At 66.7% G+C, this 26,965-nt stretch carries 23 protein-coding genes, 1 other RNA gene and 1 pseudogene; 10 read left to right on the forward strand and 15 right to left on the reverse strand.

What is annotated here, in order from left to right:
* Positions 1 to 117: 117 nt before the first annotated feature.
* From ruvA to WS45_RS35035, 4 genes and pseudogenes are all read left to right on the forward strand, one after another.
* Positions 118 to 699 (forward strand): Holliday junction branch migration protein RuvA, encoded by a 582-nt coding sequence (ruvA, locus tag WS45_RS15610; protein ID WP_059451998.1) that lies wholly within the window; start codon positions 118 to 120, stop codon positions 697 to 699.
* Positions 700 to 807: 108 nt separating this feature from the next.
* On the forward strand, positions 808 to 1,875 hold the full coding sequence (gene ruvB, locus WS45_RS15615; protein WP_059465408.1) for a Holliday junction branch migration DNA helicase RuvB: 1,068 nt from the start codon (positions 808 to 810) through the stop codon (positions 1,873 to 1,875).
* A gap of 24 nt (positions 1,876 to 1,899) precedes the next feature.
* A complete protein-coding gene (locus WS45_RS15620) occupies positions 1,900 to 2,853 on the forward strand; it encodes an oxygenase MpaB family protein (RefSeq protein WP_059700697.1) in 954 nt (317 codons plus the stop codon).
* Between the two features lie 57 nt (positions 2,854 to 2,910).
* Positions 2,911 to 3,033 (forward strand): annotated as a pseudogene (locus WS45_RS35035) (ParB/Srx family N-terminal domain-containing protein); the annotation flags it as partial.
* A 73-nt stretch (positions 3,034 to 3,106) separates the two neighbouring features.
* Here the strand turns inward: WS45_RS35035 and WS45_RS15625 are convergent.
* From WS45_RS15625 to tyrS, 3 genes are read right to left on the reverse strand one after another with little or no spacing between them, the layout of a single operon-like run.
* Positions 3,107 to 3,769: a histidine phosphatase family protein gene (locus tag WS45_RS15625; RefSeq protein WP_059535333.1), complete on the reverse strand. Its 663-nt coding sequence runs from the start codon at positions 3,767 to 3,769 to the stop codon at positions 3,107 to 3,109.
* A 23-nt stretch (positions 3,770 to 3,792) separates the two neighbouring features.
* Positions 3,793 to 4,251, reverse strand: coding sequence for a D-aminoacyl-tRNA deacylase (dtd, locus tag WS45_RS15630; RefSeq protein ID WP_006751891.1), 459 nt, complete (start codon positions 4,249 to 4,251; stop codon positions 3,793 to 3,795).
* Positions 4,248 to 5,489, reverse strand: a complete 1,242-nt coding sequence (gene tyrS / locus WS45_RS15635) for a tyrosine--tRNA ligase (RefSeq protein WP_059535332.1) — start codon at positions 5,487 to 5,489, stop codon at positions 4,248 to 4,250. Before tyrS ends, dtd begins: the two co-directional genes overlap by 4 nt.
* Positions 5,490 to 5,631: 142 nt before the next feature.
* Here tyrS and WS45_RS15640 point away from each other — a divergent pair, with 142 nt between their 5' ends.
* The gene (locus WS45_RS15640) at positions 5,632 to 6,780 is read left to right on the forward strand and encodes an anhydro-N-acetylmuramic acid kinase (RefSeq protein WP_059535330.1); all 1,149 of its coding nucleotides are present in this window, start codon (positions 5,632 to 5,634) and stop codon (positions 6,778 to 6,780) included.
* A gap of 102 nt (positions 6,781 to 6,882) precedes the next feature.
* On the opposite strand, the gene erpA is transcribed toward WS45_RS15640, so the two are convergent.
* From erpA to rplM, 3 genes are all read right to left on the reverse strand, one after another.
* On the reverse strand, positions 6,883 to 7,254 hold the full coding sequence (gene erpA, locus WS45_RS15645; protein ID WP_059451991.1) for an iron-sulfur cluster insertion protein ErpA: 372 nt from the start codon (positions 7,252 to 7,254) through the stop codon (positions 6,883 to 6,885).
* Between the two features lie 207 nt (positions 7,255 to 7,461).
* Positions 7,462 to 7,854, reverse strand: coding sequence for a 30S ribosomal protein S9 (gene rpsI, locus WS45_RS15650; protein ID WP_011883283.1), 393 nt, complete (start codon positions 7,852 to 7,854; stop codon positions 7,462 to 7,464).
* An 11-nt stretch (positions 7,855 to 7,865) separates the two neighbouring features.
* Complete coding sequence (rplM, locus tag WS45_RS15655; RefSeq protein ID WP_009687896.1) at positions 7,866 to 8,294, reverse strand: 50S ribosomal protein L13; 429 nt, start codon at positions 8,292 to 8,294, stop codon at positions 7,866 to 7,868.
* Positions 8,295 to 8,605: 311 nt separating this feature from the next.
* On the opposite strand from rplM, the gene WS45_RS15660 reads away from it, so the two are divergent.
* Positions 8,606 to 8,911: a DUF1090 family protein gene (locus tag WS45_RS15660; protein WP_059700698.1), complete on the forward strand. Its 306-nt coding sequence runs from the start codon at positions 8,606 to 8,608 to the stop codon at positions 8,909 to 8,911.
* Between the two features lie 449 nt (positions 8,912 to 9,360).
* Positions 9,361 to 9,825, forward strand: a complete 465-nt coding sequence (locus WS45_RS15665) for an OsmC family protein (RefSeq protein ID WP_082721941.1) — start codon at positions 9,361 to 9,363, stop codon at positions 9,823 to 9,825.
* 70 nt (positions 9,826 to 9,895) lie between these two features.
* Here the strand turns inward: WS45_RS15665 and rnpB are convergent.
* The 3 genes from rnpB to pyrC form a co-directional block, all read right to left on the reverse strand.
* An RNA gene (gene rnpB / locus WS45_RS15670) (RNase P RNA component class A) lies at positions 9,896 to 10,307 on the reverse strand.
* Between the two features lie 12 nt (positions 10,308 to 10,319).
* On the reverse strand, positions 10,320 to 11,198 hold the full coding sequence (locus WS45_RS15675; RefSeq protein ID WP_059700699.1) for a DUF3025 domain-containing protein: 879 nt from the start codon (positions 11,196 to 11,198) through the stop codon (positions 10,320 to 10,322).
* Positions 11,195 to 12,259, reverse strand: a complete 1,065-nt coding sequence (pyrC, locus tag WS45_RS15680) for a dihydroorotase (protein ID WP_059700700.1) — start codon at positions 12,257 to 12,259, stop codon at positions 11,195 to 11,197. Before pyrC ends, WS45_RS15675 begins: the two co-directional genes overlap by 4 nt.
* 202 nt (positions 12,260 to 12,461) lie before the next feature.
* On the opposite strand from pyrC, the gene WS45_RS15685 reads away from it, so the two are divergent.
* Together WS45_RS15685 and WS45_RS15690 are read left to right on the forward strand one after the other, a co-directional pair.
* Positions 12,462 to 13,379: a class II glutamine amidotransferase gene (locus WS45_RS15685; RefSeq protein ID WP_057926768.1), complete on the forward strand. Its 918-nt coding sequence runs from the start codon at positions 12,462 to 12,464 to the stop codon at positions 13,377 to 13,379.
* A gap of 598 nt (positions 13,380 to 13,977) precedes the next feature.
* Entirely contained in the window at positions 13,978 to 19,212 is a 5,235-nt protein-coding gene (locus WS45_RS15690) for an autotransporter outer membrane beta-barrel domain-containing protein (RefSeq protein ID WP_059700701.1), read from the forward strand.
* Positions 19,213 to 19,338: 126 nt separating this feature from the next.
* Here WS45_RS15690 and WS45_RS15695 read toward each other — a convergent pair whose 3' ends face one another.
* The 6 genes from WS45_RS15695 to WS45_RS15720 form a co-directional block, all read right to left on the reverse strand.
* Positions 19,339 to 20,064, reverse strand: a complete 726-nt coding sequence (locus WS45_RS15695) for an amino acid ABC transporter ATP-binding protein (RefSeq protein ID WP_059465398.1) — start codon at positions 20,062 to 20,064, stop codon at positions 19,339 to 19,341.
* The gene (gene gltK, locus WS45_RS15700; RefSeq protein ID WP_059535318.1) at positions 20,061 to 20,738 is read right to left on the reverse strand and encodes a glutamate/aspartate ABC transporter permease GltK; all 678 of its coding nucleotides are present in this window, start codon (positions 20,736 to 20,738) and stop codon (positions 20,061 to 20,063) included. The genes WS45_RS15695 and gltK overlap by 4 nt, the downstream gene beginning before the upstream one ends.
* A complete protein-coding gene (locus WS45_RS15705; RefSeq protein WP_059535316.1) occupies positions 20,738 to 21,478 on the reverse strand; it encodes an amino acid ABC transporter permease in 741 nt (246 codons plus the stop codon). Before WS45_RS15705 ends, gltK begins: the two co-directional genes overlap by 1 nt.
* Positions 21,479 to 21,562: 84 nt before the next feature.
* Positions 21,563 to 22,456 (reverse strand): glutamate/aspartate ABC transporter substrate-binding protein, encoded by an 894-nt coding sequence (locus tag WS45_RS15710; protein ID WP_059689134.1) that lies wholly within the window; start codon positions 22,454 to 22,456, stop codon positions 21,563 to 21,565.
* Between the two features lie 250 nt (positions 22,457 to 22,706).
* Positions 22,707 to 23,993 carry a Glu/Leu/Phe/Val family dehydrogenase gene (locus WS45_RS15715; protein WP_059465395.1) on the reverse strand — a complete coding sequence of 429 codons (1,287 nt, stop codon included), beginning with the start codon at positions 23,991 to 23,993 and terminating at the stop codon, positions 22,707 to 22,709.
* Between the two features lie 277 nt (positions 23,994 to 24,270).
* Positions 24,271 to 25,224: a LysR substrate-binding domain-containing protein gene (locus WS45_RS15720; RefSeq protein ID WP_059535314.1), complete on the reverse strand. Its 954-nt coding sequence runs from the start codon at positions 25,222 to 25,224 to the stop codon at positions 24,271 to 24,273.
* 265 nt (positions 25,225 to 25,489) lie between these two features.
* Here WS45_RS15720 and purB point away from each other — a divergent pair, with 265 nt between their 5' ends.
* A complete protein-coding gene (gene purB / locus WS45_RS15725; protein ID WP_059700702.1) occupies positions 25,490 to 26,878 on the forward strand; it encodes an adenylosuccinate lyase in 1,389 nt (462 codons plus the stop codon).
* The last annotated feature ends 87 nt before the right edge of the window (positions 26,879 to 26,965 follow it).

The following is a 26,965-nucleotide window of genomic DNA, read 5'->3' on the forward strand; positions in this document are numbered from 1 at the left end:
GCCTCATCGCCCTGCATCACGCACGCGTGTCGCATCGCCCCGACCTAAAGGCCAACCCATCGGCATCGCGCCGCACCTGCGCTACACTCGCGCTTTCTTCCTCGCTTCCCGCCATCCATGATCGGTCGCATCGCCGGCATCCTGCTCGAAAAGAACCCGCCCCACCTGCTCGTCGACTGCAACGGCGTCGGCTACGAGATCGACGTGCCGATGAGCACCTTCTACAACCTGCCGCAGACCGGCGAGCGCGTCGTGCTGCTCACGCAGCAGATCGTGCGCGAGGACGCGCACCTGCTGTACGGCTTCCTGACGCCACAGGAGCGCACGACCTTCCGCGAACTGCTGAAGATCACCGGTATCGGCGCCCGCATGGCGCTGGCCGTGCTGTCCGGCATGAGCGTGCAGGAGCTCGCGCAGGCGGTGACGATGCAGGACGCCGCACGTCTCACGCGCCTGCCCGGCATCGGCAAGAAGACCGCCGAGCGCCTGCTGCTCGAGCTGAAGGGCAAGCTCGGCGCGGACCTCGGTGCGCTCGCCGGCGCCGCATCCCAGTCCGATCACGCGACCGACATCCTCAACGCGCTGCTCGCGCTCGGCTACTCGGAAAAGGAAGGCCTCGCCGCGATCAAGAACGTGCCGGCCGGCACCGGCGTGTCCGAGGGCATCAAGCTCGCGCTCAAGGCATTGTCGAAGGCGTAACACCCGCCCGCACCGGCTTTCGGAGCCAGTGTCGCGCCGCCGTGCGGCGCGCGCCAGTCGGCCGTTCGGCCAGTTCGACCGCGTGACCGCGCGCGGTACAATGGCCGCATGATTGAAACCGACAAACTCGCCGCCGAGCGGATCATCGCCGCCACGCCCGCCTCGTCGCACGAGGAGGTGTTCGAACGCGCGCTGCGGCCGCGCCAGCTCGACGACTACGTCGGCCAGGAAAAGGTGCGCGGTCAGCTCGAGATCTTCATCGAGGCCGCGAAGCGCCGCTCCGAGCCGCTCGACCACGTGCTGCTGTTCGGGCCGCCGGGCCTCGGCAAGACCACTCTCGCGCACATCATCGCGCGCGAGATGGGTGTAAACCTGCGCCAGACCTCGGGCCCCGTGCTCGAGCGCGCAGGCGATCTCGCCGCGCTGCTGACCAACCTCGAAGCGAACGACGTGCTGTTCATCGACGAAATCCACCGGTTGTCGCCGGTCGTCGAGGAAATCCTGTATCCGGCGCTCGAGGATTACCAGATCGACATCATGATCGGCGAAGGGCCGGCCGCGCGCAGCGTGAAGCTCGACCTGCAGCCGTTCACGCTGGTCGGCGCGACCACGCGTGCGGGGATGCTGACCAACCCGCTGCGCGATCGCTTCGGGATCGTCGCGCGCCTCGAGTTCTACGATGCCGACCAGCTGTCGCGCATCGTGCGGCGCTCGGCGTCGCTGCTGAACGCACAGATCGATCCGAACGGCGCGCTGGAAATCGCGAAGCGCTCGCGCGGCACGCCGCGGATCGCGAACCGGCTGCTGCGCCGCGTGCGCGACTATGCGGAAGTGAAGGCCGACGGCCAGATCACCGCGGCCGTGGCCGACGCCGCGCTCGCGATGCTCGACGTCGATCCGGTCGGCTTCGACCTGATGGACCGCAAGCTGCTCGAGGCGATCCTGCACAAGTTCGACGGCGGCCCGGTCGGTATCGACAACCTCGCGGCAGCGATCGGCGAGGAGCGCGACACGATCGAGGACGTGCTCGAACCATACCTGATCCAGCAGGGTTTCCTGCAGCGCACGCCGCGCGGGCGCGTCGCGACACTGCTCACGTACCGCCACTTCGGGCTCTCCGCGCCCGATGCCGGCAATACCGAACGCGGAATGTGGGATACCGCCGACGGGAAGTAACCCGCCGCCCACGTCACACCTGCCATGACCACGCCGCCCAGCCCGCATCCCGCCACGCCCACGCCGGGTCCGCGCTGGGTCGAACCGATCCGCAAGCGGCTCGTGGCCGGCATCACGCACCTGACGACGGGCGGCGGCGGCCCGTCGATCGACCTGTCGTCGCCACCCGGAGACCCGGGGCTGTTCGGCCCCGACGCCGTCTGCTGGCGCGTGCATGCCGATTTCACGTCGATGATGACGGGCGGCATTGCTGCACTGCTGCTGCAGGCGCTCCATCCGCTCGCGCTGGCGGGCGTCTGGGATCACTCGTCGTTTCGCACCGACATCCTCGGCCGCTTGCGGCGCACCGCAACGTTCATCACGGGCACGACGTTCGGCAGCCGCGCGGACGCACTCGCGCTGATCGAACGCGTAAAAACGATCCACGCGCGCGTCTCGGGTTCCGCGCCCGACGGCAGGCCGTACCGAGCCGACGATCCGGCGTTGCTGACCTGGGTGCATGTCGCGGAAGTATCGAGCTTCCTCGCTGCACATTTGCGCTATGTGAATCCGTCGCTATCGGGCGAGCAGCAGGACGTCTACTACGCCGAGACGGCATTGATCGCCGAGCTGCTCGGCGCCCGGGATGTTCCCCGTTCGCGTGCGGAAGTCGCGGCCTATTTCACGCGCATGCAGCCCGAACTCGAAGCAGGGCCACGCACCTTCGACGTCATGGACATCCTGCTGAATGTGCCGATCTCTACGCCCGCGCTGCGGCCGGCCGCGTCACTGATCATGCATGCGGGCATAGACCTGCTGCCGAACTGGGCGCAGCGCATGCTCGGCGTGTCGACGTTCGCGCCGTTGCGACGCGCGGTGGTCCGGCCAGGTGTCAGGGCGGTCGCGCCCGTGCTGCGCTGGGCGCTCGTCAACGGCGCCTCGAAACGCGCACGCCGACGCGCGACGGCGACGCCGCCCGACGGTACCCCGCCCGCCTGACGATCCGTTTCTCCGGATCATTTCAATTTGCCGTGACCGTGATATTCCCGTGACCGCCGCGTCGATGCGATCAATGGCGGCAAGAAGTATCCGAAAGGAGAATTCGAGAAGCTGCGCCAGCCGATTACGGCCGACAAGCCCGGCAGGATCGCGTACGCGCTCGGCTACGGGACACGCCAAGCACCGCCACACCCAAACCTGAAATGGAAGGCCGCCCCCGGCCGATCACGCCGGCAGCACCGGCATGACCGCATCAAAGTACCTTGCGATACCCGTCGTCGTCGCTCGCGGTATCCAGGTGCGACACGTCGGCCCATTGCACGACCTGCGCACGGCCATCGACGTAATCGACGACGTTGATGCTGGTGTTGAGCAACTGATAGCTGCGCGGCGCCGACAGGTCGAGACCGTTGGCAAAGCGATACACGCAATCGAGCACGCCGCCGTGCGCGACGCAGGCGATGCGCCCGCCCGGATGCGCGGCGACGATCGGCTCGAGTGCATGCAGCACGCGATGATAGAACTCGCGCTGCGACTCGCCGCCGTCGGGCGCGAAACCCGGGTCGCGCGTCTGCCACGCGGCGTAGGCGTCCGGAAACAGCGTCTCGATCTCGGTGCTGTCATGCCCCTGGAACACGCCGTACGCACGTTCGCGCAGCCCTTCGCGCAACCGCAGCGGCAGCCCGAGCGCATCGGCAAAGGGTTGCGCGGTCTGCTGCGCGCGCATCAGGTCGCTCGAATAGATCGCGTCGATGCGCTGCCCTTCATGCGCATCCCGCGCGAGCCGGACGGCCAGCCGCTGCGCCTGCGCGAGCCCCGTGTCGGCCAGCGGAATATCGATATGGCCCTGGATGCGCTTGATGCGGTTCCAGGCCGTCTCGCCATGACGAATGAAGAGAATCTGCGTGGTGGCCATCGCGGCGCGTCTCCGGGAAAGAATCAGGGCCGCACTTGCAGCCAGAACGTCACGGGGCCGTCGTTGACGAGCGACACCTGCATGTCGGCGCCGAATTCGCCCGTCTCGACGACCGGATGACGCTCGCGCGCGGCCGCGACGAAATAGTCGAACAGGCGCGCGCCTTCGTCGGGCGGCGCGGCCGGCGTGAAGCTCGGCCGCAGCCCGCTGTTGGTATCGGCCGCGAGCGTGAACTGCGACACGAGCAGCAGGCCGCCGGCGCCGCCCGCGCCGTCGATGTTCGACACCGGCAGGTTCATCTTGCCGGCCGCGTCGCTGAACACGCGATAGCCGAGCAGCTTCGCGAGCAGCTTGTCGGCCGCAGCCTCGGTGTCGCCGCGCTCCGCGCAGACGAGCGCGAGCAGTCCTGCGCCGATCTCGCCCGTCGTGCGGTCGCCGACGCGCACGTCGGCGCGCTTCACGCGCTGGATCAGCGCGATCATGCGGTCAGCGTGACGCGCGCGAAGCGGCGCTTGCCGACCTGAACGACGAACTCGCCGGCCTCGACCTTCAGGCCCTTGTCGGACACCGTCGCACCGTCGATCTTCACGCCGCCCTGCTCGATGTTGCGCAGCGCTTCGCTCGTCGACGGCACGAGGCCCGCCTGCTTCAACAGCTGGCCGATCGCGAGCGGCGCGCCCGCGAGCGTGACCGACGGGATGTCGTCCGGCACGCCGCCCTTCGCGCGATGATTGAAATCTTCGAGCGCACGCTCCGCGTCGGCCTGCGAATGGAAGCGCGCGACGATTTCCTGCGCGAGCAGCACCTTGAAGTCGCGCGGATTGCGGCCGCCTTCGGCGTCGCGCTTGAAGCCGGCGATTTCGTCGAGGCCGCGGAACGACAGCAGCTCGAAGTAACGCCACATCAGCGTGTCCGAGATGCTCATCAGCTTGCCGAACATGTCGGTCGGCTTCTCGCTGATGCCGACGTAGTTGCCCTTCGACTTCGACATCTTCTCGACGCCGTCGAGGCCTTCGAGCAGCGGCATCGTCAGAATGCACTGCTGTTCCTGGCCATACTGCTTCTGCAGTTCGCGGCCGACGAGCAGGTTGAACTTCTGGTCGGTGCCGCCGAGTTCGAGGTCGGCGTTCAGCGCGACCGAGTCGTAACCCTGCATCAGCGGGTACAGGAATTCGTGGATCGAGATCGGCACGCCGCTCTGGAAGCGCTTCGTGAAATCCTCGCGCTCGAGGATCCGCGCGACCGTGTAGCGCGACGCGAGCTTGATCATCCCGTCCGCGCCGAGCGGCATCGACCATTCGCTGTTGTAGCGAATTTCGGTCTTCGCGCGGTCGAGCACGAGCGCGGCCTGTTCGAAGTAGGTCTTCGCATTCGACTCGATCTGTTCGCGCGTGAGCGGCGGACGCGTCGCATTGCGGCCCGACGGGTCGCCGATCAGCGACGTGAAATCGCCGATCAGGAAGATCACGGTGTGGCCGAGATCCTGCAGCTGACGCATCTTGTTCAAGACGACCGTATGGCCGATGTGGATGTCGGGCGCGGTCGGATCGAGGCCGAGCTTGATGCGCAGCGGCGTGCCGGTGGCCGCGCTGCGCGCGAGCTTCTGCGCGAACTCTTCCTCGATCAGCAGTTCGTCGACGCCGCGCTTCGTGACGGCGAGCGCATGGCGGACTTCGTCGGTGATCGGGAAAACAGGCTTGGAACTGGGTTCGGTGCTCATCGGTGCCAGGAAGAATGTCGCAAAGACAGGGATTTTCCCATAACTTGCGCGTGCATCGCTTAACGATGCGTCAGGTTGCGCGGATAATCGGGCGCAAGGCGCGCGGCACCGGCCCGCGCCGCTCGATCCAGGAGAACCCAACGTGCCGCAACGACATCCGCAACCCGCCCATCCGGCCGACGGCATCTACTTCGGGCTGATGTCGGGAACCAGCATGGACGGCGTCGACGGCGTCGCCGTGCGTTTCGAGACCGGCCGCGCGCCGGTCGTGCTCGCGGAAGCGTTCGTCGGCTTCGCGCAATCGCTACGCGACGCGCTGTTCGCGCTGCAGCAGCCCGGCGACAACGAGATCGACCGCGAATCGCTCGCGGCGAACGCGCTCGTCGCGCGCTACGCGGTGTGCTGTCACGAGTTGCAGCGCACCGCCGGCCTGTCGCGCGACGAGATCCGCGCGATCGGCGTGCACGGCCAGACGGTCCGCCACCGTCCCGAGCGCGGCTACACGCGCCAGCTCAACAATCCGGCACTGCTCGCGGAGCTGGCCCATATCGACGTGATCGCCGATTTCCGCAGCCGCGACGTCGCGGCCGGCGGCCACGGCGCGCCGCTCGCGCCTGCGTTCCACGCGACGATGTTCGGCGCGCCGGGCGAGACGCGGGTCGTCTGCAACCTCGGCGGCATCAGCAACATCACGATCCTGCCCGGTGATGGCGGCGACGTGCGCGGCTTCGACTGCGGGCCCGCGAACGCGCTGCTCGACGCATGGGCGACTCGCCACCTCGGCAAGCCGTACGACGACGGCGGCAAGTTCGCCGCGCGCGGCACGGTGCACGCGCCGCTGCTCGACGCGCTGCTCGACGAGCCCTACTTCGCCGCGCTGCCGCCGAAAAGCACCGGCCGCGACCTGTTCAATCCCGCGTGGCTCGACGCGAAGCTCGCCGCGTTCGCGCAGGTCGCGCCGGAACACGTGCAGGCAACGCTGACGGCGCTCACCGCCGTCTCCGTCGCCCGCGAAGTCGCGCAGCACGCGACGGATTGCAAAGCCGTATTCGTCTGCGGCGGCGGCGCCCGCAATCCGGTGCTGCTCGCCGCGCTCGCGGAAGCGCTGCGCGAGGCCGGCGTGCCGGCGACGGTGGAGACGACGGCCGCGCTCGGCGTGCCGCCGCAACAGGTCGAAGCGCTCGCGTTCGCGTGGCTCGCGTATCGCTTCACCGCGCGTCAGCCCGGCAACCTCGCGAGCGTGACGGGGGCCGCGGATGCGCGCGTGCTAGGCGCGCTTTATCCGCGCTGACGGAAGGCCGAAGGAAGCGGTTCGCGCCGCGCATGGGCACAAAAAACGGGGCATGAAGCCCCGTTTTTCATTCCGGCGAACCGGACAGATTCCGTCGTGCGCTCAGACCGAGAACGACGAGCCGCACCCGCAGGTGGTCGTTGCGTTCGGGTTCTTGATCACGAACTGGGCGCCGTTGAGGTCGTCCTTGTAGTCGATCTCGGCGCCGACCAGATACTGGTAGCTCATCGAGTCGATCAGGAGCTGGACGCCGTTCTTGTTCATCACGGTGTCGTCCTCGTTGACTTCCTCGTCGAACGTGAAGCCATACTGGAAGCCCGAGCAGCCGCCGCCTTGCACGAATACGCGCAGCTTCAGGTCGGGATTGCCCTCTTCGTCGATCAGTTGCTTGACCTTGTCGGCCGCGGCGTCGGTGAAGACGAACGGTACCGGCATTTCGGTGGTCGTTGCTGCGGATTCGGTAACAGCGTTCATGCGAACTCTCCAAAAAGCTTTAGCCGCTATTGTAGGGCCGATCAGAAGATCGTGCTGATGTCCATGAAATCAATAGGTTCTTGTTGATTTCCGTAAAGGAAACGGCCCGCGGAGCCCCGCCGCGCGGGCATAAAAAAACCGCCAGCGTGAAAGCTGGCGGTTTTTCCGGCGGACGCCGCCCGGAAGCGGCGCGGCCATGAAGCGGAATTAACGCTTCGAGAACTGCTTTGCGCGACGTGCCTTGCGCAGACCAACCTTCTTACGCTCGACTTCACGTGCATCGCGCGTGACGAAGCCTGCGTTCGACAGCGACGGCTTCAGCGTCGCATCGTAGTCGATCAGCGCGCGGGTGATGCCGTGGCGCACTGCGCCTGCCTGACCCGTTTCGCCGCCGCCGTTCACGTTCACCTTGATGTCGAACGTCTGGCCGTGGTTCGTGAGTTCCAGCGGTTGACGCACGATCATCAGCGACGTTTCGCGCGAGAAGTAGTCAGCGATGGGCTTGCCGTTGACGATGATGTCGCCCTTGCCAGCCTTGATGAAGACACGTGCGACTGCGCTCTTGCGGCGGCCCGTACCGTAGTTCCAGTTACCGATCATGTGGGCTCCCCTTAGATCTCGAGCGCTTTCGGCTGTTGAGCCGAGTGCGGATGCGTCGCTTCAGCGTAGACCTTCAGCTTCTTGATCATCGCGTAGCCGAGCGGGCCCTTCGGCAGCATGCCCTTGACCGCCTTCTCGAGCGCACGGCCCGGGAAGCGTTCTTGCATCTTGCCGAACGTCGTTTCATAGATACCGCCCGGGTAGCCCGAGTGACGGTAGTACTTCTTGTCCAGAGTCTTGTTGCCCGTGACCTTCAACTTGCTTGCGTTGATGATGATGATGAAATCACCAGTGTCGACGTGCGGGGTGAACTCAGGCTTGTGCTTGCCGCGCAGACGGCGTGCCACTTCGCTGGCAACACGGCCGAGAACCTTATCCGTCGCGTCAATCACGTACCATTCGCGCGTCACCTCATGGGCTTTTGCGGAAAACGTCTTCATGATCGATCCAAAAAAATGCTTTGCCCGATGTGTTCTTCCTGCTTGTCTGTGTGCGCTTCGAGGCGCGGTGCAGGCTCTCCCTGTTCTTTTTCCGTGGGCATGAATGCGGAAAAGCCCTGAATTATAAAGGAAATATGGCAGCGCGGTCAAAAAGAATCCACGTCCCGCGCCGGCGGCGCCCGAAATGGGCCAAAATCCGGTCGTGCCCCGATATGCCAGGCGAACCGAGCGCCCGGGGAGGCACCCATCGACGCGCGGCACCTGACCTTGCCGCGCCAGACCGGCCGACAACGGAAAAACAACAAACAAGCATGATGAAACAAGGACTTACGCCCCTTCTCGCGGCCGCATTGCTGGCCGCCGCGGCGCCCGCCGTCGCCGCCCGGGCCGGCTGCGAGGCCAAGCTCGACGCACTCGACGCTCGCATCGCCGACGCCCGCGGCGCCCACGCCGAAGAGCGCATCGCCCGCCTGCGCGCGGTACGCGAACGCGTACGCCATTTCTGCGCGCGCGGTCATGGCCACGCATCGGCCGCGCAGGTTTCGCCCCCTGCCGCCGGCTCGACCGACACGCCAACCGGCGCGGCATCGCACGCGGCCGCACGACAGCCCGCGTAAACGGAGTCAAAGACAGGGAATCAACGACCGACATCGAAGCGCGCAAACTGCGCGTCGATGCTTGCATGGGACGAAAAAAAGCCCGAACGGCTGGTTCGGGCTTAATCCACCTTAGGAGGAGGGTGGAGGAGACATGCGGAGGTCGCCGCAGCGCGACAACCAATGAGGCTCATTATACGAATGCCCCGGCGACTTCACAAGAAAATTTGCATTACGAAATCCACAACCATAATGCGGAATATGATGGATTTCGCCGAAAAATCGCGTTTTCTCTTTTGAAATCAATCGATTGGGAAACAAGGACGCAACCGGAAGTCCGCCACATCTAGAACAAAACCCCTAAACCGGGCAGGGAAATCGACGTTCGGCGCGCCGCCAGGCGCCGCGTGCGGCGGCGCGACGTTACGCGTCGTGCAGCGCATCAGCCGACCGTTGCACTGCGGGCTACAATGCATGATCGAATTCGAATCAGGCAACGCTGGAGTGCAAGCATGGAATGCAAAGTAAGCTGGATGGGACAGGATGGCATGGCGTTTTCCGCTCAGACCGGAAGCGGGCACCTCGTCGCGATGGACGGCGCACCGGAAGGCGGTGGCCATAATCTCGCGCCGCGCCCGATGGAAATGGTGCTGGTCGGCACCGGCGGCTGCACCGCGTACGACGTCGTGCTGATCCTGAAGAAGAGCCGCCAGGAAGTCACCGGCTGCTCGGTCACGCTGAAGGCCGAACGCGCGAGCGAAGATCCGAAGGTGTTCACGAAGGTCCACTTCCACTTCACCGTCACGGGCCGCAACCTGAACCCGGCCACGGTCGAGCGCGCGATCAACCTGTCGCACGACAAGTACTGCTCCGCGTCGATCATGATCGCGAAGACGGCCGAGCTCACGCATTCGTTCGACATCGTCGCGGCCTGAACGCCTGGCAGCCACGCATGAAAAAAAGGGCCGGCGCTCCTGACGGAGCGCCGGCCCTTTCGCATTCGAGCGGCAAAGCAGGCCGATAAGCCGGATTCTGTGCACGCTGCACGCCGAAGCGCACGGCGCGTGGCAGCCATTCCTCTAGGCGCGCCATTGCTGACGCGCTCAAGCTTCCTACCCGCAGACGAGACGGGGGCACCGTCCTGCATCCGAAAATGCGCGCCTGCCTACTTGGAATTGCTCCGGGTGGAGGTTACCGTGCCGGCGGACGTCGCCGTCGCCGCGGTGCGCTCTTACCGCACCGTTTCACCCTTACCTGATCCCGGCTTGCGCCGGGCCATCGGCGGTTTGCTTTCTGTTGCCCTGTTCCGCGTGTCGCCACGGATGGCCGTTAGCCATCACCCTGCCCTGTGGAGTCCGGACTTTCCTCGCCCTCGCCTGCCCGAAGGCGGCGAAGCCGCGACTGCCTAGCCTGCTTTGCGACGCGCATTCTAGCACTGCGCGCCGCCGCCGGCAGCGCGCGAACGACGGCCGCTGCGGAAAACCGCCGGATCGTCGTAGAACGCGGGCACGGCATTCGCGTCACACCAGCCCGGCACGCCGAGCACCGGGAGCGGCGCGAAATCGCGGCTCGTCAGGTCACGGGTCGCAAGTTCGCCGGCGATCCGCTCATCGACGTGCGCGGCACGCTGCGCGTCGGGCCACGAGAAATAGTCGTCACTCACTTCGACGATCCACGTGTGCGCGGTGCAGGACTTGTACGGCACGACGAGCTTCTCGAGCAGCGCATGGCCGACGAGCCGCGCCTCGCAGCGCGTGCCCCACGCGTCGCGCGCCGCCACCATCAGTTGCTGCCAGTTGAAGCCGCGCAGCGCGTCGGCGAGCGCGCGGTCGGCCGTCACGAACAGCGCGGCGTTCTCGTCGAACAGCGTGAGCGCATCGCGCAGCGTGCCGCGCACGGGACCGACGCCGCCCGCGGCGTCGATCGCCGCGGCCTGGCGTGCGTTCAGCGCGGCCTTGGTGCGCGGGTACGCGAACCAGACGAGCGCATTGAAGAAGTCGTGAAGATTGTGGCGGGTCGGGACGCCGCCCGTGTCGGCGATATGCGTTTCGTATGCGATGCCTGGCGGCAGCTCCGCCTGGGGCACGAAGCGCAGCGGCCGGCCTCGGCCGCTCGCCCGCGTACCGCCGCGCAGCGCGCCGTTCAACGCATCGAGCAGCGCGGTCTCGCCCGTGAGCGCCGCCGCCTGCAGCGTACGACCGGGCGCCGCGTAAGACGCGAGCCACGGCGCCGACCAGTCGATCTGCGCGAATACCGCCGCCCCGCCGCCAGCCGTCAGGCCGGCCCCGCGCGGCGGCGTGCCGGTCACGCGAACTTCCAGCCGATCGTTTCGCCGGCGCGCAGCGGGACGACCGGCGTATCGCCCGCGAAGACCTCGCGCGGCAGTTCCCAGGTCTCGCGGCGCAGCGTGATCGTCTCGATACTGCGCGGCAGCCCGTAGAAATCAGCGCCGAAGCGGCTCGCGAAATTCTCCAGCTTGTCGAGCGCGCCGGCCTGGTCGAACGCTTCCGCATACAGCTCGAGCGCGTGCAGCGCCGTGTAGCAGCCCGCGCACCCGCACGCGGTTTCCTTCGCGCCGCGCGCGTGCGGCGCGCTGTCGGTACCGAGGAAGAAGCGCGGGTTGCCCGACGTCGCCGCTTCGACGAGCGCGACGCGGTGCGTTTCGCGCTTCAGCACCGGCAGGCAGTAGTAATGCGGGCGAATCCCGCCGACGAACAGCGCGTTGCGGCTGTACAGCATGTGCTGCGGCGTGATCGTCGCGCCGAGCAGGCCCGGCGCCGCGTCGGCGTCGCGCACGTAGTCGGCCGCGTCCTTCGTCGTGATGTGCTCGAACACGACCTTCAGGCCGGGGAAATCGCGGCGCAGCGGCGTCATCACGCGGTCGATGAACACCTTCTCGCGATCGAACATGTCGATCGCCGGATCGGTCACCTCGCCGTGCACGAGCAGCGGCATGCCGGTTTCCTGCATGACCTCGAGCGTCTTCGCGCACTTCGCGAGATCGCTGACGCCGTGATCGGAGTTCGTCGTCGCGCCGGCCGGATACAGCTTCACGCCGTGCACGAAGCCGCTGTCGCGCGCGCGGCGGACTTCGTCGGGCGCCGTGTTGTCGGTCAGGTACAGCGTCATCAGCGGCTCGAACGCCATGCCCGCCGGCAGCGCGGCCAGGATCCGCTCGCGATAGGCCTGCGCCTGCGCGGTGGTCGTGACGGGCGGCTTCAGGTTCGGCATGACGATCGCGCGGGCGAACTGGCGCGCCGTATGCGGCAGCACCGCGGCCAGCATGTCGCCGTCGCGCAGGTGCAGGTGCAGGTCGTCGGGACGGGCGAGCGTGAGCGTCGCCGGAGAGGAAGCGTTCGAGGCAGTCATAGGAGGCGTCGTGAGGAACGGGCTGGCCATCTGCGGGGCCGGAACGCGCGTGCGCGGGCCGACTGACGGCAAACCGCAACACGAGGCCTTCGGCCGGCGGAATCCGCTTTTTACCGCTCAAGGCTCGGTGATATGCTAGAAGCCACATTGTACCGGGGTTCACCCGGTTGGTTACCCCGCTTCCGCCCCCGCCCCAAGTAAAATGTGCCAACTCCTAGGAATGAACTGCGCCGCGCCGACGGACGTCACATTCTCCTTCACAGGTTTCGCGGCCCGGGGCGGCCTCACCGATCACCATGCCGACGGCTGGGGGATCGCGTTCTTCGAGGACAAGGCGTGTCGCCTGTTCATCGACCAGCAGGCGTCGGCCACGTCGCCGATCGCCGAAATGGTGAAGCGCTACCCGATCAAGTCCAAGAACACGATCGCGCACATCCGCAAGGCCACGCAGGGCCACATCCTGCTCGAGAACAGCCATCCGTTCATGCGTGAGCTGTGGGGCCGGCACTGGATCTTCGCGCATAACGGCGATCTGCAGGACTACGAACCCGATCTCGACGGCAGCGTCTACCATCCGGTCGGCACGACCGACAGCGAAAAGGCGTTCTGCGTGCTGATGCAGGGGCTGCGCGAAGCGTTCCCCGGCGCGCAGCCGCCGTTGCCGGAGCTGTTCGAGCGCGTCGGCGAGCTGACGCGCGGCATCACCGATCACGGCGTGTTCAACTTCCTGATGTCGAACGGCCAGGCGCTCTTCGCGCACTGCTCGACGCGGCTGCACTACCTCGTGCGGCGCTGGCCGTTCTCGACCGCGCATCTGGTCGACGAAGACCTGTCGATCGACTTCGCGAAATACACGACGCCCGAGGATCGCGTCGCGGTGATCGCCACGCAGCCGTTGACCGACAACGAAATCTGGACCTCGTTCGAACCGGGCGAGCTGATCATGTTCCAGTGCGGCGACGTCGCCGCGCGGATGCAGATTCCGGTGCCCGAACGCGTGCTCGAGAAGCTGCGCAACCCGGCGCTCGACGCATCGGCGTCCGCGCCGTGCGGCGGTGTGCGGCGCGAGGCGCTGGCGGCCGGCGCCGCGGACGACGCCGACGACCCGATCGACTTCTGAGTGCGCCGCGCCGTCCGGCGCCCGCCTTTCCCGCCTTCCGCGTGTGTGCGAACGTCACGGCCCGGCGATCGCCGGCAGTGAAAGTCTGCGCCCGATGACGTTACACGTTTCCTTCAGATCGCCATTAGATACACACGATCAACGACATGCAACATTCGCTTTTATTTTATTAATTTTCGAGTAAAAATAATTCATCGACGAAAAAACAAAACAAGAGCGAATCGAAAACGGATAATCCGGAAACCATAGAATAAAACACAAACAAAATACCGACCGTGCGTTATCCCACCGACCGGACGATTCCGGCCAGCCTGTAGAAAAACCTGCCAAATCCTTCCCCACCAAGGCTTTCAGTTCGATTAACCACACAATTCAGAAATACCACCCCATACCGTTACCATCCCTACATATCTTGATTTTCCGACAATCGACCGCCCCGTCGATTAGTAGACTCGCTCCATCTTCGGTGTAACGCATCCTGATTGGCACTCGACGCAGCCCCGGCTGCCGCACGCCCATTCGAAATACACGTCACCGTGGAATGCGCATTCGCCGCATACGGCGAATACCAGTTCAAATAAAGAGAGAGGGGCTTGTCGTGAATCACTCATTTCGATCGATATGGAGCGAGCCCGCCGGCTGCTGGGTCGCGGTTGCGGAAACGGCCCGGGCGCGCGGCAAGCCTTCGGGCAGCCAATCGGCCGCAAGCCGCCGTACCGGCCGCACGGCCATCCGCCGCTCGCCGTTGCGCGTCGCCGCGCTCGGTGCCGCGCTGGCCGCGCTGTCGGCCGGCTCCGCATACGCATCGACCTGCGGTAACGGTTCGGCGGTCGCAAGCGGCGGCAGTTGCGCGCTCGGCAGCGTCAGCCCGACCGTCAACGACAACCGGGCCGGCGCCACGACCGTGTCGGGCGGCGACACGGTCGGCGTGACGGGTGCATGGACGGGCGCCGCCGGCGACCCCGGCTATACGCTCACGCCGATCGGCAATACGTCCATCGTGTCGGGCAACCCGAACCAGCCGCTGCTGTCGCTCGGCGGCAAGACGCAGAGCGTCAGCACGCCCGACACGATCACGGGCACCCATACGTCGATCGCCACGTACAACTCGTCCGCGTTCGCCGCGTCGACGGCCGGCTCGACCAACGTGCCCGTCTACCATGACGTGAACGGCAACCAGTACGTGAACCTGCGGATCGGCACCGTCGACAACACCGGCGGCACGCTGAACGTGTCGATCGGCAACCCCGCGAACGCGCCCGACGCGGCCGGAAACGCGATCTCGATCGCGCCGAAGCAGACCGACCTGACCTTCGCGGACGGCACCGGCTCGGCAAAAAGCGTCGTCAACTGGAATTCGCGCAACCAGGTCTGGCTCGGCACCGGCGACTATCTCGCGAGCGGCGGTGCCGTCGGCAATCTCCAGCTCGACGTCCCGGCCTACGCGGGCACCTTCACCGCATTCGACGGCAGCACATGGACCGTCACCGACGCGGCGTCGCTCGCCGCGTACAACGACTTCCTGGTGCGCTCGGTCCAGAGCGGCGCGCTCGGCTCGCAGGCTGCCTACGACACGGCGTTCGGCCAGGCCGTCACGTTCTCGAAGGAAACCTTCCAGTATGCGAACAACGTGTCCGCCGGCGACAAGAACACGCTGCCGATCGATCACCTGTCGGCCATGCACGGCACCGGCGCGAACGCGACGCTGCAGATCGGCAAGGACGGCCAGATCGACTTCCGCGGCACCAACACGATCGCGTCGAGTTCGGCCGTCCTCGCGGAAAACGGCGCGCACTTCGTCAACGACGGCCGCCTGTCGGGCGACTTCACGCTGGTGCGCCTGCTGAGCGGCGCGAGCGGCGTCAACAACGGCACGATCTCGTCCGGCTACGCGTCCGGCGACAATTTCGACACGAGCGGCAGCGCGCCGCCCGACAACTTCGGCTTCCACGCGTACACCGAGGGCAACGGCGTGTACGCAAGCGGCACGGGCACCTCGTTCGTCAACAACGGCGTGATGAACGTCGGCGCATGGACGCTCGACGGCAACCGCCCCGACCTGAAGAACTACGCGGTGGCCGTGACGAGCGGTGCGAACGCGTCGAACGCCGGCACGATCAACGTCGGCGTCAACGCGACGACGCTCGACAGCCAGGTGATCGGCGGCCTCGCGGCCGGCGGCACCTTCACGAACGCGGCCGGCGGCACGATCTATCTCGGCCGCGCGGCCCAGTACGGGCCCGGGGCAGCGGCGAACGACGTCGCGCTGTCCGCGCATTCCTACGGGATCCTGCTCGGCGTATCGGGCACCGCCAGCAACCTCGGCTCGATCGCGATCGGCTCGCAGACGCAAAACGGCGCCGGGATGGCGAGCATCGACTCGACGTCCGGCACGCTGCGCAACGCGGGCACGATCGTCGTGAACGGCGCGGCACCCGGCACGCCGTTCGCCAACGTCGGCATGCTCGCGGCCAATACGGCCGCGACCGTGACCAACACGGGCACGATCACGCTGAATGGCGTGAACGGCATCGGCATCATGGTGGTCGGCACCGGTGCGACCGCGACGGCCGCGACGTCGACCGGCACGATCAACGTGGCCGGCGGGCTCGATCCGGCGTCGGACACGCGCAACTACGGCGTGTGGGCCGAAGGGCCGCACGCGAAGGCCACGGTCGACGGCGCGCTCAACCTGACCGGCAACGGCGCGATCGGCGTCCATGCACGCTCGGGCGCGACGATCAACGTCGACGCCAACGCCGTGCCGGCCTTCATGTCGGGCACGAACCAGACCGGCTTCTACGCATACGGCGCCGGCTCGAAGATCAATGTCGCCGCGCAGCATCTGAGCGTCGATACCGACGATTCGACGCTGTTCCGCATCGCGGGCGGCGCGGCCTACACGGGCGCGTCGGCGGCCGGCACGCTGACGACCGACGTGAACGGCCAGCGCGCGCGCGGCGTGCTCGCGACGGGCGCCGGCACGACGCTGTCCACCGGCCATGCCACCTACAACGTCAACGGCGCGAACGGCATCGCGGTCGCGGTCGAAGGCGGTGCGAAGGGCACGATCGACTCGGGCGCGACCATCGACCTGAATGCGGCCGGCGCGATCGCGGGCACCGTCGACGGCCAGGCACACGCGCTCAGCGGCGCGAACGCCGGTACGCCGGTGGCGACGACGCTGACCAACAACGCGGCGGTCGCGTCGTCGACGGCCGGCGTGACCGGCTTCGTCGCGCAAAACCTCGGCACGCTCGAGAACCGCAATACGGTGCTGCTGACCGGCGCCGGCTCGACGGGGGTCGTGGCCGGCACGCTCGGCACGGTGAACAACGCATCGGCGATCCGCGTATCGAACGGCACCGGCGCGCTCGTGCAGGGCGCGTCGGCCACGCTCGCCAACGCGGGCACGATCGAGGCGGACGACGGCATCGCCGGCGTGCACCTGACGGGGTCCGGCGCGTCGGTCGCGCTGTCGGGCGCGGGCACCGTCGTCGCGAACGGCAGCGCCGACGGCGTGCTGATCGACTCGACCGTGTCGGGCGGCGGGATCGCGGCCGGCGCGACGTCGATCGCGGTGGGCGGCGCCGGCAAGGGCATCGACAACCTCGGCGCGAACACGACGATCGTGCTGTCGGGCACGCAGATCGGCACGACCGGCAACGGCGCCGACGGGCTGTCGTCGACCGGCGCCGGCGCGCGCATCGCGACCGATGCGGCGACCGTCGTGCGCACCGCCGGCGACGACGCGCGCGGCCTCTTCGTGACGGGCGCGGATTCGACGCTCGCGGCCGACGGTACGACCGTCGCGACGACGGGTGCCGGCGCGCACGCGATCGTCGCGGGCAGCGGCGCGACCGCGCTGCTGTCGGGCGCGAAGGTGTCCACGGCGGGCACGGCGGCCGACGGCCTCGTCGCACGGAACGGCGGCCGCATCGGCGACACGGGTTCGTCGATCGCGAGCGCGGCCGGCAACGGCGCGACGGTCGACGGCGGCGGCGTGCTCGCGCTGACCGGCACGACGCTCAAGGGCGCGACGGCCGGCGTGCTGAGCACCGACACGCTCGCGACCGGCGCGACCAGCGCCGTGCTCGTCGACGGCGGCAGCGTCGCGTCCGTCGCCGGGCCGGCGTTCGCCGCGCGCGGCGGCACGGTCGACATCGCGGTGCGCAACGGCACCGTCGTGACGGCCGGCAACGGCACGCTGCTGGACCTCGCGAACGGCAGCACCGCGACCTTCAACGCATCGGCCGTGAATCTCGCCGGCGACATCGTGTCGGACGCGTCGAGCACCGGCAACGTGTTCCTGACGAACGGCACGACCCTCACCGGCAAGATCGACCCGGTCGCGCTGACCGTCGACGGCACGAGCACGTGGCACATGACCGGCAGCTCCGTGCTGAGCAGCCTGAACAACGCGGGTCTGGTCGCGTTCGCCGCGCCGTCCGGCGCACCGACGGCGGCAGGCAGCTACCGCACACTGACGACGGGCAGTTATGTCGGCAACGGCGGCACGATCGCGCTGAACACCTATCTCGGTGCCGATGCGTCGCCGACCGACCGGCTGATCGTGAACGGCGGCGCCGCGACGGGCACGACGGGGCTGAAGGTCGCGAACACGGCCGGCACCGGCGCGCAGACGACGGGCGACGGTATTCCGGTGGTCGTCACGACCAACGGCGGCACGACCTCCGCATCGGCGTTCCATCTCGCGGGCCCGGTGCAGGCAGGCGCATACGAATATCGGCTCTACCGCGGCGGCCAGAGCGATGCGAACGGCTGGTATCTGCGCTCGCAACTCGACCCGACGGACCCGGGCGATCCGGTCGGCCCGAACGTCATCGACGGCGGCGGCAATCTCGCGTACCGTCCGGGCGTTGCAGGCTATGCGATGACGCCGCTGCTGAACGCGGATTACGGCTTCTCGACGCTCGGCAAGCTGCACGAGCGCGTCGGCGACATCTACAACCTCGAGAAGCAGGCGCCGGGCAACCGCGACGGCGTCTGGGGCCGCGTGGGCGGACAGAGCCTCGATGCGAACGCGGGCCGCTTCGCGGCCGACGAGCGCACGTTCTTCGCGCAGTTCGGCAAGGACTGGACGCTCGACCAGGCGCCGGCCGGCGGCAGCACGCATGCGGGCGTGACGGCGAGCATCGGCGTCGCGAACGCGAGCTTCAGCGACATGGCACGCGCCGGCACGGCGGGCCTGTCGACGTCGACGGGCTCGGTCGAGATGCACGCGCAGAGCATCGGCGGCTACTGGACGCGCTACCTGTCCGACGGCACCTACTTCGACAGCGTCGGCCAGGTCACGCACTACGGCAACCGCTATCGCGACAGCTACGGCAACGAGGCATCGCAGAACGGCTTCGGCATCGCACTGTCGCAGGAGGTCGGCAAGCCGTTCGGGATCGGCGGCACGCCGATCGCGGTCGAGCCGCAGGCGCAGCTGATGTACCAGTACCTGAAGCTGAACGGGTTCAACGACAACGTGTCGGCCGTGTCGGGCACGACGACCAGTGCGTTGCGCGGACGCGTCGGCGTGCGCATCTTCCGGCCGAACCTCGACGCGAACGCGGGCGGCGGCGCCGCGACGCCGTATTTCACGGCCGACGTGCTGCACGACTTCCTGTCGCCGGGCCAGACCGTCGTCGGCGGCACGCCGTTCGCGACGCACCTGGGCCGCACGTGGTACGAGCTCGGCCTTGGCGTGACCGCGGGCTTCGGCAAGTCGGGCGAGTTGTACGCGAACGTGAAATATGCGCGCAACATCGGCGGCGATTACCGGCGCGGCGTCACCGGGCAGGTCGGTTACCGCTACAGCTGGTGACGCCCGCTGCCGGAATCCGTCCGTCGCCGGCGGCGGCCGACGGGCAACCGGCGAAAAAAAACCGCCCGGCGTTCGGCCGGGCGGTTTGCGCATGCCGCGCGCGCGAAGCGCGCGACGCACGAGCGCTCAGTGCAGGATCTTCGCGAGGAAGTCCTTCGCGCGATCCGACTTCGGATTCGAGAAGAAATCGTCCTTGCGGTCGTCCTCGACGATCGCGCCCTTGTCCATGAAGATCACGCGATGGGCGACCTTCTTCGCGAAGCCCATTTCGTGCGTGACGACCATCATCGTCATGCCTTCCTGCGCGAGTTCGACCATCACGTCGAGCACTTCGTTGATCATTTCCGGATCGAGCGCGGACGTCGGTTCGTCGAACAGCATCGCGATCGGGTCCATCGACAGCGCGCGCGCGATCGCGACCCGCTGCTGCTGGCCGCCCGACAGCTGGCCCGGAAACTTGTGCGCATGCGCCTTCAGGCCGACGCGATCGAGCAGCTTCATGCCCTTCTCGGTCGCTTCGTCCTTGCCGCGGCCGAGCACCTTGATCTGCGCGAGCGTCAGGTTCTCGGTAATCGACAGATGCGGAAACAGCTCGAAATGCTGGAACACCATCCCGACCTTCGAGCGCAGCTTCGACAGGTTCGTCTTCTTGTCGCCGACCGACTGGCCGTTCACGAGGATCTCGCCCTGCTGGAACGGCTCGAGGCCGTTCACGGTCTTGATCAGCGTCGACTTGCCCGAGCCCGACGGGCCGCACACCACGACCACTTCGCCTTTCTTCACCTCGGTCGTGCAATCGGCGAGGACCTGAAACTGGCCGTACCACTTCGAAACGTTCTTGATGGAAATCATCTTGTGACCTTTTTCTGGAGACCTTTGACGAGGGCAGACGCCACCGAGCAAATCACGAAATAGCATGCACCCGCGAACAGGACCATCTCGACGGTCGTGCCGTCGCGATCGCCGATGTTGGCGGCCGTGCGGAAGAAGTCCGCGAGGCTGATCACGTACACGAGCGACGTGTCCTGGAACAGGACGATCGCCTGCGTGAGCAGCAGCGGCACCATCGCGCGGAACGCCTGCGGCAGGATCACGAGGCGCATGGCCTGCGCGTAGTTCATGCCGAGCGCGAACGCGGCGTTCACCTGCCCGCGCGGCACCGCCTGGATACCGGCGCGGATGATCTCGGAATAATACGCGGCTTCGAACAGCGAGAACGCGACCATTGCCGACGCAAGCCGGATGTCGATCGTCGGCGACAGCCCGAGCACGCCCTGCAGCACCTGCGGCACGATCAGGAAGAACCACAACAGCACCATCACGAGCGGGATGGAGCGGAACACCGTCACGTATGCCTTCGCGAACCACTCGAGCGGCTTCACGCCGGACAGCCGCAGCAGCGCCAGCAGCGTGCCCCAGACGATGCCGATGACGATCGCGATCAGCGTGATCTTGAACGTGACGATCGCCCCCGTCCACAGCGTCGGGATCGCGCCGGGAATACTACTCCAGTCGAACTGATGCATCACTTGCCTCCGATGTAGCCGGGCAGCCGCGTGCGGCCTTCGATCCAGCGCATGAACGCCATCACGACGAGGTTGATGAGCACGTACGCGAGCGTCACCGCGATGAACGACTCGTAGGTCTGCGCGGTGTAGTCGACGAGCTGTCGGGCCTGCGCGGACAGGTCGAGCAGGCCGATCGTCGACGCGACCGCCGAGTTCTTGAAGATGTTCAGAAACTCGGACGTGAGCGGCGGCACGATGATCCGGTATGCAACCGGCAGCAGCACGTAGCGGTACGTCTGCCATTGCGTGAAGCCCATCGCGAGGCCGGCCGCGCGCTGGCCCTTCGGCAGCGCGTTGATCCCCGAGCGCACCTGTTCGCACACGCGCGCGCCCGTGAACAGGCCGAGACAGATGATCGACGCGGTGAAGAACTGCGTGCCGGGCGGCAACTGCTTGATCCAGGTGCCGATCGACGCGGGCAGCAGTTCGGGCACGACGAGGTACCAGACGAAGAACTGCACGATCAGCGGGATGTTCCGGAAGATCGACACGTAGACGGTGCCGATCGCGGACAGCCATTTGTTCGGCACCGTGCGCAGCACGCCGAACAGCGAACCGACGATCAGCGCGACGACCCAGGCGACGAGCGACACCTCGATCGTCACCCAGAATCCGGACATCAGCCATCCGAAGTAAGTCGTCGGCTCGCCGGTCGAGACGGGGCTCAGGAAGATGCCCCAGTTCCAGTGGTAAGACATAGGCAAGACTCCAGCAAAAAGAAACGGAAGAAGCGAGGCCTCTTCCGTTTCAGTAGCGTCATTTCTGCGTCAACGGCTGCGTGGTCAGTCGAGCGCCTTGTCGTTCGGGTTCGCGTACAGCTTCTTCATCGAATCGGACAGCGGGAAGTTCAGGTTCAGCCCCTTCGGCGGGATCGGGTTCTCGAACCACTTCGCGTAGATCTTCGCGGCTTCGCCCGATTTCTCGACTTGCGAGATCGCGTCGTCGACGACCTTCTTGAAGTCCGCATCGCCCTTGCGCATCATGCAGCCGTACGCCTCTTCCGACTGCGGCGTGCCGACGATCACCCACTCGCCCGGCTGCTTCGCCTTCGCGCGTTCGCCCGCGAGCAGCGCGTCGTCCATCATGAACGCGACCGCGCGGCCCGACTCGAGCGTGTTGAACGAGTCGCCGTGGTCCTTCGCGCTGATGATGTTCATGCCCAGCTGCTTGTCGTTGTTCATCTTGCGCAGCAGGCGCTCGGACGTCGTGCCGGCGGTGGTCACGACCGTCTTGCCCTTCAGGTCCGCGAAGTCCTTCACGCCGGAATCCTTCTTTGTCATCAGGCGCGTGCCGATCACGAAGATCGTGTCGGAGAATGCGGCCTGCTGCTGACGCTCCGTGTTGTTGGTCGTCGAGCCGCACTCGATGTCCACCGTGCCGTTCTGCACGAGCGGGATGCGGTTCTGCGACGTCACCGGGATGTTCTTGACCTGCAGGTTCGGCAGGTTCAGCTTCTTCTTCACCGCGTCCACGACCTTCATCTGGAAGTCGCGCGAATAACCGACGACCTGCTGGTTCTGGTCATAGTAGGAGAACGGAATCGACGATTCGCGGTGGCCCAGCGCGATCACGCCCGTGTCCTTGATCTTCTTCAGCGTGCCGGTCTCCTGTGCATGCGCGCCGCTCGCGAACGCGCACAGCGCCGCGACCATCAGGACTGCCTTCTGGTATTTCATTTTGGTCATCTCCTTGGCTAAAACCCGCGCCAGTGTATCAAAGTAATATTTTTGAAAGTACTGGTTGTTTACCGTACTACGAATCGTCCTGTACGAAGCCGTCCTCCCGGCTTCGCGCGCCTCCTGCAGCGCCTGAATGCACACGCGGGCGGTGCCGGATTCGGCACCGCCCGCGAGGGTTCATGCACACAATCGGGTGGATTGCGTCATGCTTTTGTCATAGTCATCCGATCGACTCGGAAATGACCGATCAGGGATACAGGCCGCGCATTTCGCGCGCCATCAGGATGCGCTTGCACGCGACGATGAACGCCGCCGTACGCACCGACACCTTGTGCTCTTCCGCGACCGCCCACACGCCGGCGAACGCTTCGCGCATCACGCGCTCGAGACGGTGGTTGATCTCGTCTTCCGTCCAGAAGAAGCTCGAGAAGTCCTGCACCCACTCGAAGTACGACACGGTCACGCCGCCCGCGTTCGCGATCACGTCGGGGATCACGAGCACGCCGTTCGCGCTCAGGATGTCGTCGGCCGCCGTCGTCGTCGGGCCGTTCGCGCCTTCGACGATGATCTTCGTGCGGATCTTCGATGCGTTCTTCTCGGTGATCTGGTTTTCCAGTGCCGCCGGGATCAGGATGTCGGTCTCGACCGTCCAGAACTCGTCGTTCGGCATCGGTTCGGCGCCTTCGAAGCCCGCGACGCCGCCCGTGCGTGCGACGTGGTCGAGCAGCTTGTTCGAATCGAGGCCGGCCGGCTGGTAGATCGTGCCCGTGTGATCCTGCACCGCGATCACCTTCGAACCCGCTTCCTGGAACAGCTTCGCCGCGATGCCGCCGACGTTGCCGAAGCCCTGCACCGCGATGCGCGCGCCTTCGATCTCGAGGCCCTTCTTCTTCGCCGCCTCGCAACCGACGACGAACACGCCGCGGCCCGTCGCTTCCTTGCGGCCGAGCGAACCGCCGAGCGAGATCGGCTTGCCGGTCACGACGCCGGTCGACGTCTGGCCCTGGTTCATCGAGAACGTGTCCATCATCCACGCCATCACCTGTTCGTTGGTGTTGACGTCCGGTGCCGGAATGTCGGTGTTCGGGCCGATGATGATGCCGATTTCGCTGGTGTAGCGACGCGTCACGCGTTCGAGCTCACCGCGCGACAGCTTGCGCGGGTCGACGCGGATGCCGCCCTTCGCACCGCCGTACGGCACGTTCACGGCCGCGTTCTTCACCGACATCCATGCCGACAGCGCCATCACTTCCGACAGCGTCACGTCCTGGTGGTAGCGCACGCCGCCCTTGCCCGGACCGCGCGACACGTTGTGCTGCACGCGATAGCCCTCGAAGTGCGCGACGGTACCGTTGTCGAGCTCGATGGGCACGTCGACGATCAGGATGCGCTTCGGACGCTTCAGCGTTTCCAGCCAGCGCGACAGCGAACCGAGGTACGGTGCGACGCGATCGACCTGCTGAAGGTAGTTGCCCCACGGGCCGAGATCGTCGGCATGAAGGTAGGACGGGATGGACTGCAGTTGCGAAGACATGGACGCTCCAACGTTCAACGGATTGCGCACATTGTCGAAAAACCCGTTTTTTTTATCCAATGCCGTTTGCTTATTCGATTATGCGTTTCTTGCATGATCGCGATTTTTCGCAAATCCGCGGTCGATTTGCGCAAGAACGCCCGCGATCGGTCGTGCATCGCGTCGGCGAAAAATCGGCGGGAAAATGCGCGGAACGCCCGCCGGACAAGCGTCGGACGGGTGCGGCAAGCGCGTCGTCGGCGGCGCGCGCTCGGCTGGCGCGGTTAACCGCCCACGGTTAACCGGCGGTTTCGCGCAACTCGTCGCGCACGACTTCCCACAGCGCGCGCACGAGCTTCTGATGCGGGTCGTCGCCCTGCAGCGCGAGCTTGTCGCAGTACAGGCGGATCTCCATCGTCAGCGTGAACGGGTGCGTGCCGCCGCGCGCGGACCGGTCGAGCCGGATCAGGCGGCCGCTGGCCACCGCATCCTCGACGGCGCTGTGCGGCAGGAACGCGACGCCGTGGCCCGCGAGCGCCATCGCCTTCAGTCCTTCGGCCATGTCAGTTTCGTACACGCGATCGAGGAACAGCGACGTCGGTGCGTTCGCAACGATGACTTCGGTCATCCGGCCGAGATACGCGTTCGGCGTATACGACAAGTACGGCACGCGCGCCTCGGCCGTGCCCGGCAGCGTGTAGCGCGGCCGGCCCGCGCGGCCCGGCGCCGAAAATGCGCTGATCGGCTCGCTGCCGAGGACCAGCATGTCGTAGCGGGCCGGATCGAGCGCGACGGGGTGGCTCGGGTGGTGGTAGCCCATCACGAGATCGCAGCCGCCCTCGACCAGCGACAGCACGGCGTCGTGCACGTTCAGCGCGCGCAGCCGCGTGTGGACCTGCCCCATCTTCGCTTCGATCCGCTGCAGCCAGCGCGGAAAATACGTGAGCGACAGCGTATGCGGCACCGCGAACTCGATGGTCGGCACCGGCGCGCCGACGTGGCCGCGCAGCAGCGTGCGCGCCTCGTGCGCCTGCGACAGCATCGTCAGCGCCTGCTCGTAGAAGATCTGGCCGGCCTGCGTGAGCCGCGTCGGATAAACCGAACGATCGATCAGTTCGGTCGCGAGCCACGCCTCGAGCGCCTGGATGCGCCGCGAGAACGCGGGCTGCGACACGTGCCGCAGTTCGGCGGACCGGCTAAAGCTGCGCGTTTCCGCGAGCGAGACGAAGTCTTCGAGCCATTTCAGTTCCATGCAGGCGGGCGCGACGGGCGGCGGTCGGGAGGAAGCCTGCATTCTACCGGCGGGCGGGCCGGCCCGGCGGCGCGGCGGCCAGCCGGCGAGCCGGCCCGGGCGCCGACCGGCGGACGGCTTGCGCGCCGCCCGGGCGCCCGCATGCGTGCCGATCGCCCACGGCGGCGGCGGCCGGACCGGTTCGGCCGGAATCGCCCCGCGCCAATGGTAAAATGCCGGATTCTCCTCCCCTCGTTCGCACCGGCCCCAAAGGCCACGCCCGATCATGTCCGACACTCGTCCCGATACGCTTTTCGCCCTCACCGCGCTCTCGCCCATCGACGGCCGCTACGCCAGCAAGACCGAAGCGCTGCGCGACTGGCTCTCCGAAGCCGCCTTCATGCGCCACCGCGTCACCGTCGAGGTGCACTGGCTGATCGCGCTGTCGCGCGCCGGCTTCGCGGAAGTTCCGCGCTTCTCGGACGCCTCCGAACAATTCCTGCTGCAGCTCGCCGAGCGCTTCACCGCGCACGACGCCGCGCGCATCAAGGAAATCGAGCGCGTGACGAACCACGACGTGAAGGCCGTCGAATACTGGCTGAAGGAATCGGTCAAGGGCCAGGCCGAACTCGAGAAGGCCAGCGAATTCATCCACTTCGCGTGCACGTCCGAGGACATCAACAACACGTCGCACGGGATGATGCTCGCCGGCGCGCGCGAGCACGTGATCGTGCCGGCGCTGCGCACGGTCCACCAGCGCCTCGTCGCGCTGTCGCACGCGCTTGCCGAGCAGCCGATGCTGTCGCGCACGCACGGCCAGCCGGCCAGCCCGACGACGCTCGGCAAGGAACTCGCGAACGTCGCCGCCCGCCTCGCGCGCGCGATCACGCGCATCGAGAAGGTCGAGATCCTCGGCAAGATGAACGGCGCGGTCGGCAACTTCAACGCGCATCTTTCCGCGTATCCGGAATTCGACTGGGAAGCGTTCTCGCGCGACGTGATCGAGAACCGCCTGAAGCTCACCTTCAACCCGTACACGATCCAGATCGAGCCGCACGACTACATGGCCGAGCTGTTCGATGCGGTCGCGCGCGCGAACACGATCCTGCTCGACCTCGACCGCGACGTGTGGGGCTACATCTCGGTCGGCTACTTCAAGCAGAAGACGAAGGCCGGCGAGATCGGTTCGTCGACGATGCCGCACAAGGTCAACCCGATCGACTTCGAGAACTCGGAAGGCAACCTCGGCCTCGCGAACGCGACGCTGCGCCACCTCGCCGACAAGCTGCCGGTGTCGCGCTGGCAGCGCGACCTGACCGACTCGACGGTGCTGCGCAACATGGGCGTGGCACTCGGTTATTCGCTGCTCGCGTACGACTCGCTGATCCGCGGCCTCGACAAGCTCGAAGTGAACCCGCTGCGCCTGAACGAAGACCTCGACAACTGCTGGGAAGTGCTCGCGGAGCCGGTGCAGACGGTGATGCGCCGCTACGGCATCGAGAACCCGTACGAGCAGCTGAAGGAACTGACGCGCGGCAAGGGCATCACGCGCGAAGCGCTGCAGGAATTCGTCGGCACGCTGGCGATCCCGCAGGACGCGAAGGACCGCCTGCTCGCGATGACGCCTGCGTCGTACATCGGCAAGGCCGTCGAGCTCGCGAAGCGGATCGCGTAAGCGCCGCCGTCGCCGGACGGAAAAAAGCCCGATGCGAGCAATCGCATCGGGCTTTTTCATTGGCGGCTCGCGCGCGGTCGGAACGCG

Origin of the sequence: Burkholderia sp. RF2-non_BP3 (genome assembly GCF_001522185.1) — a bacterium.
Classification (GTDB): Bacteria; Pseudomonadota; Gammaproteobacteria; order Burkholderiales; family Burkholderiaceae; genus Burkholderia; species Burkholderia diffusa.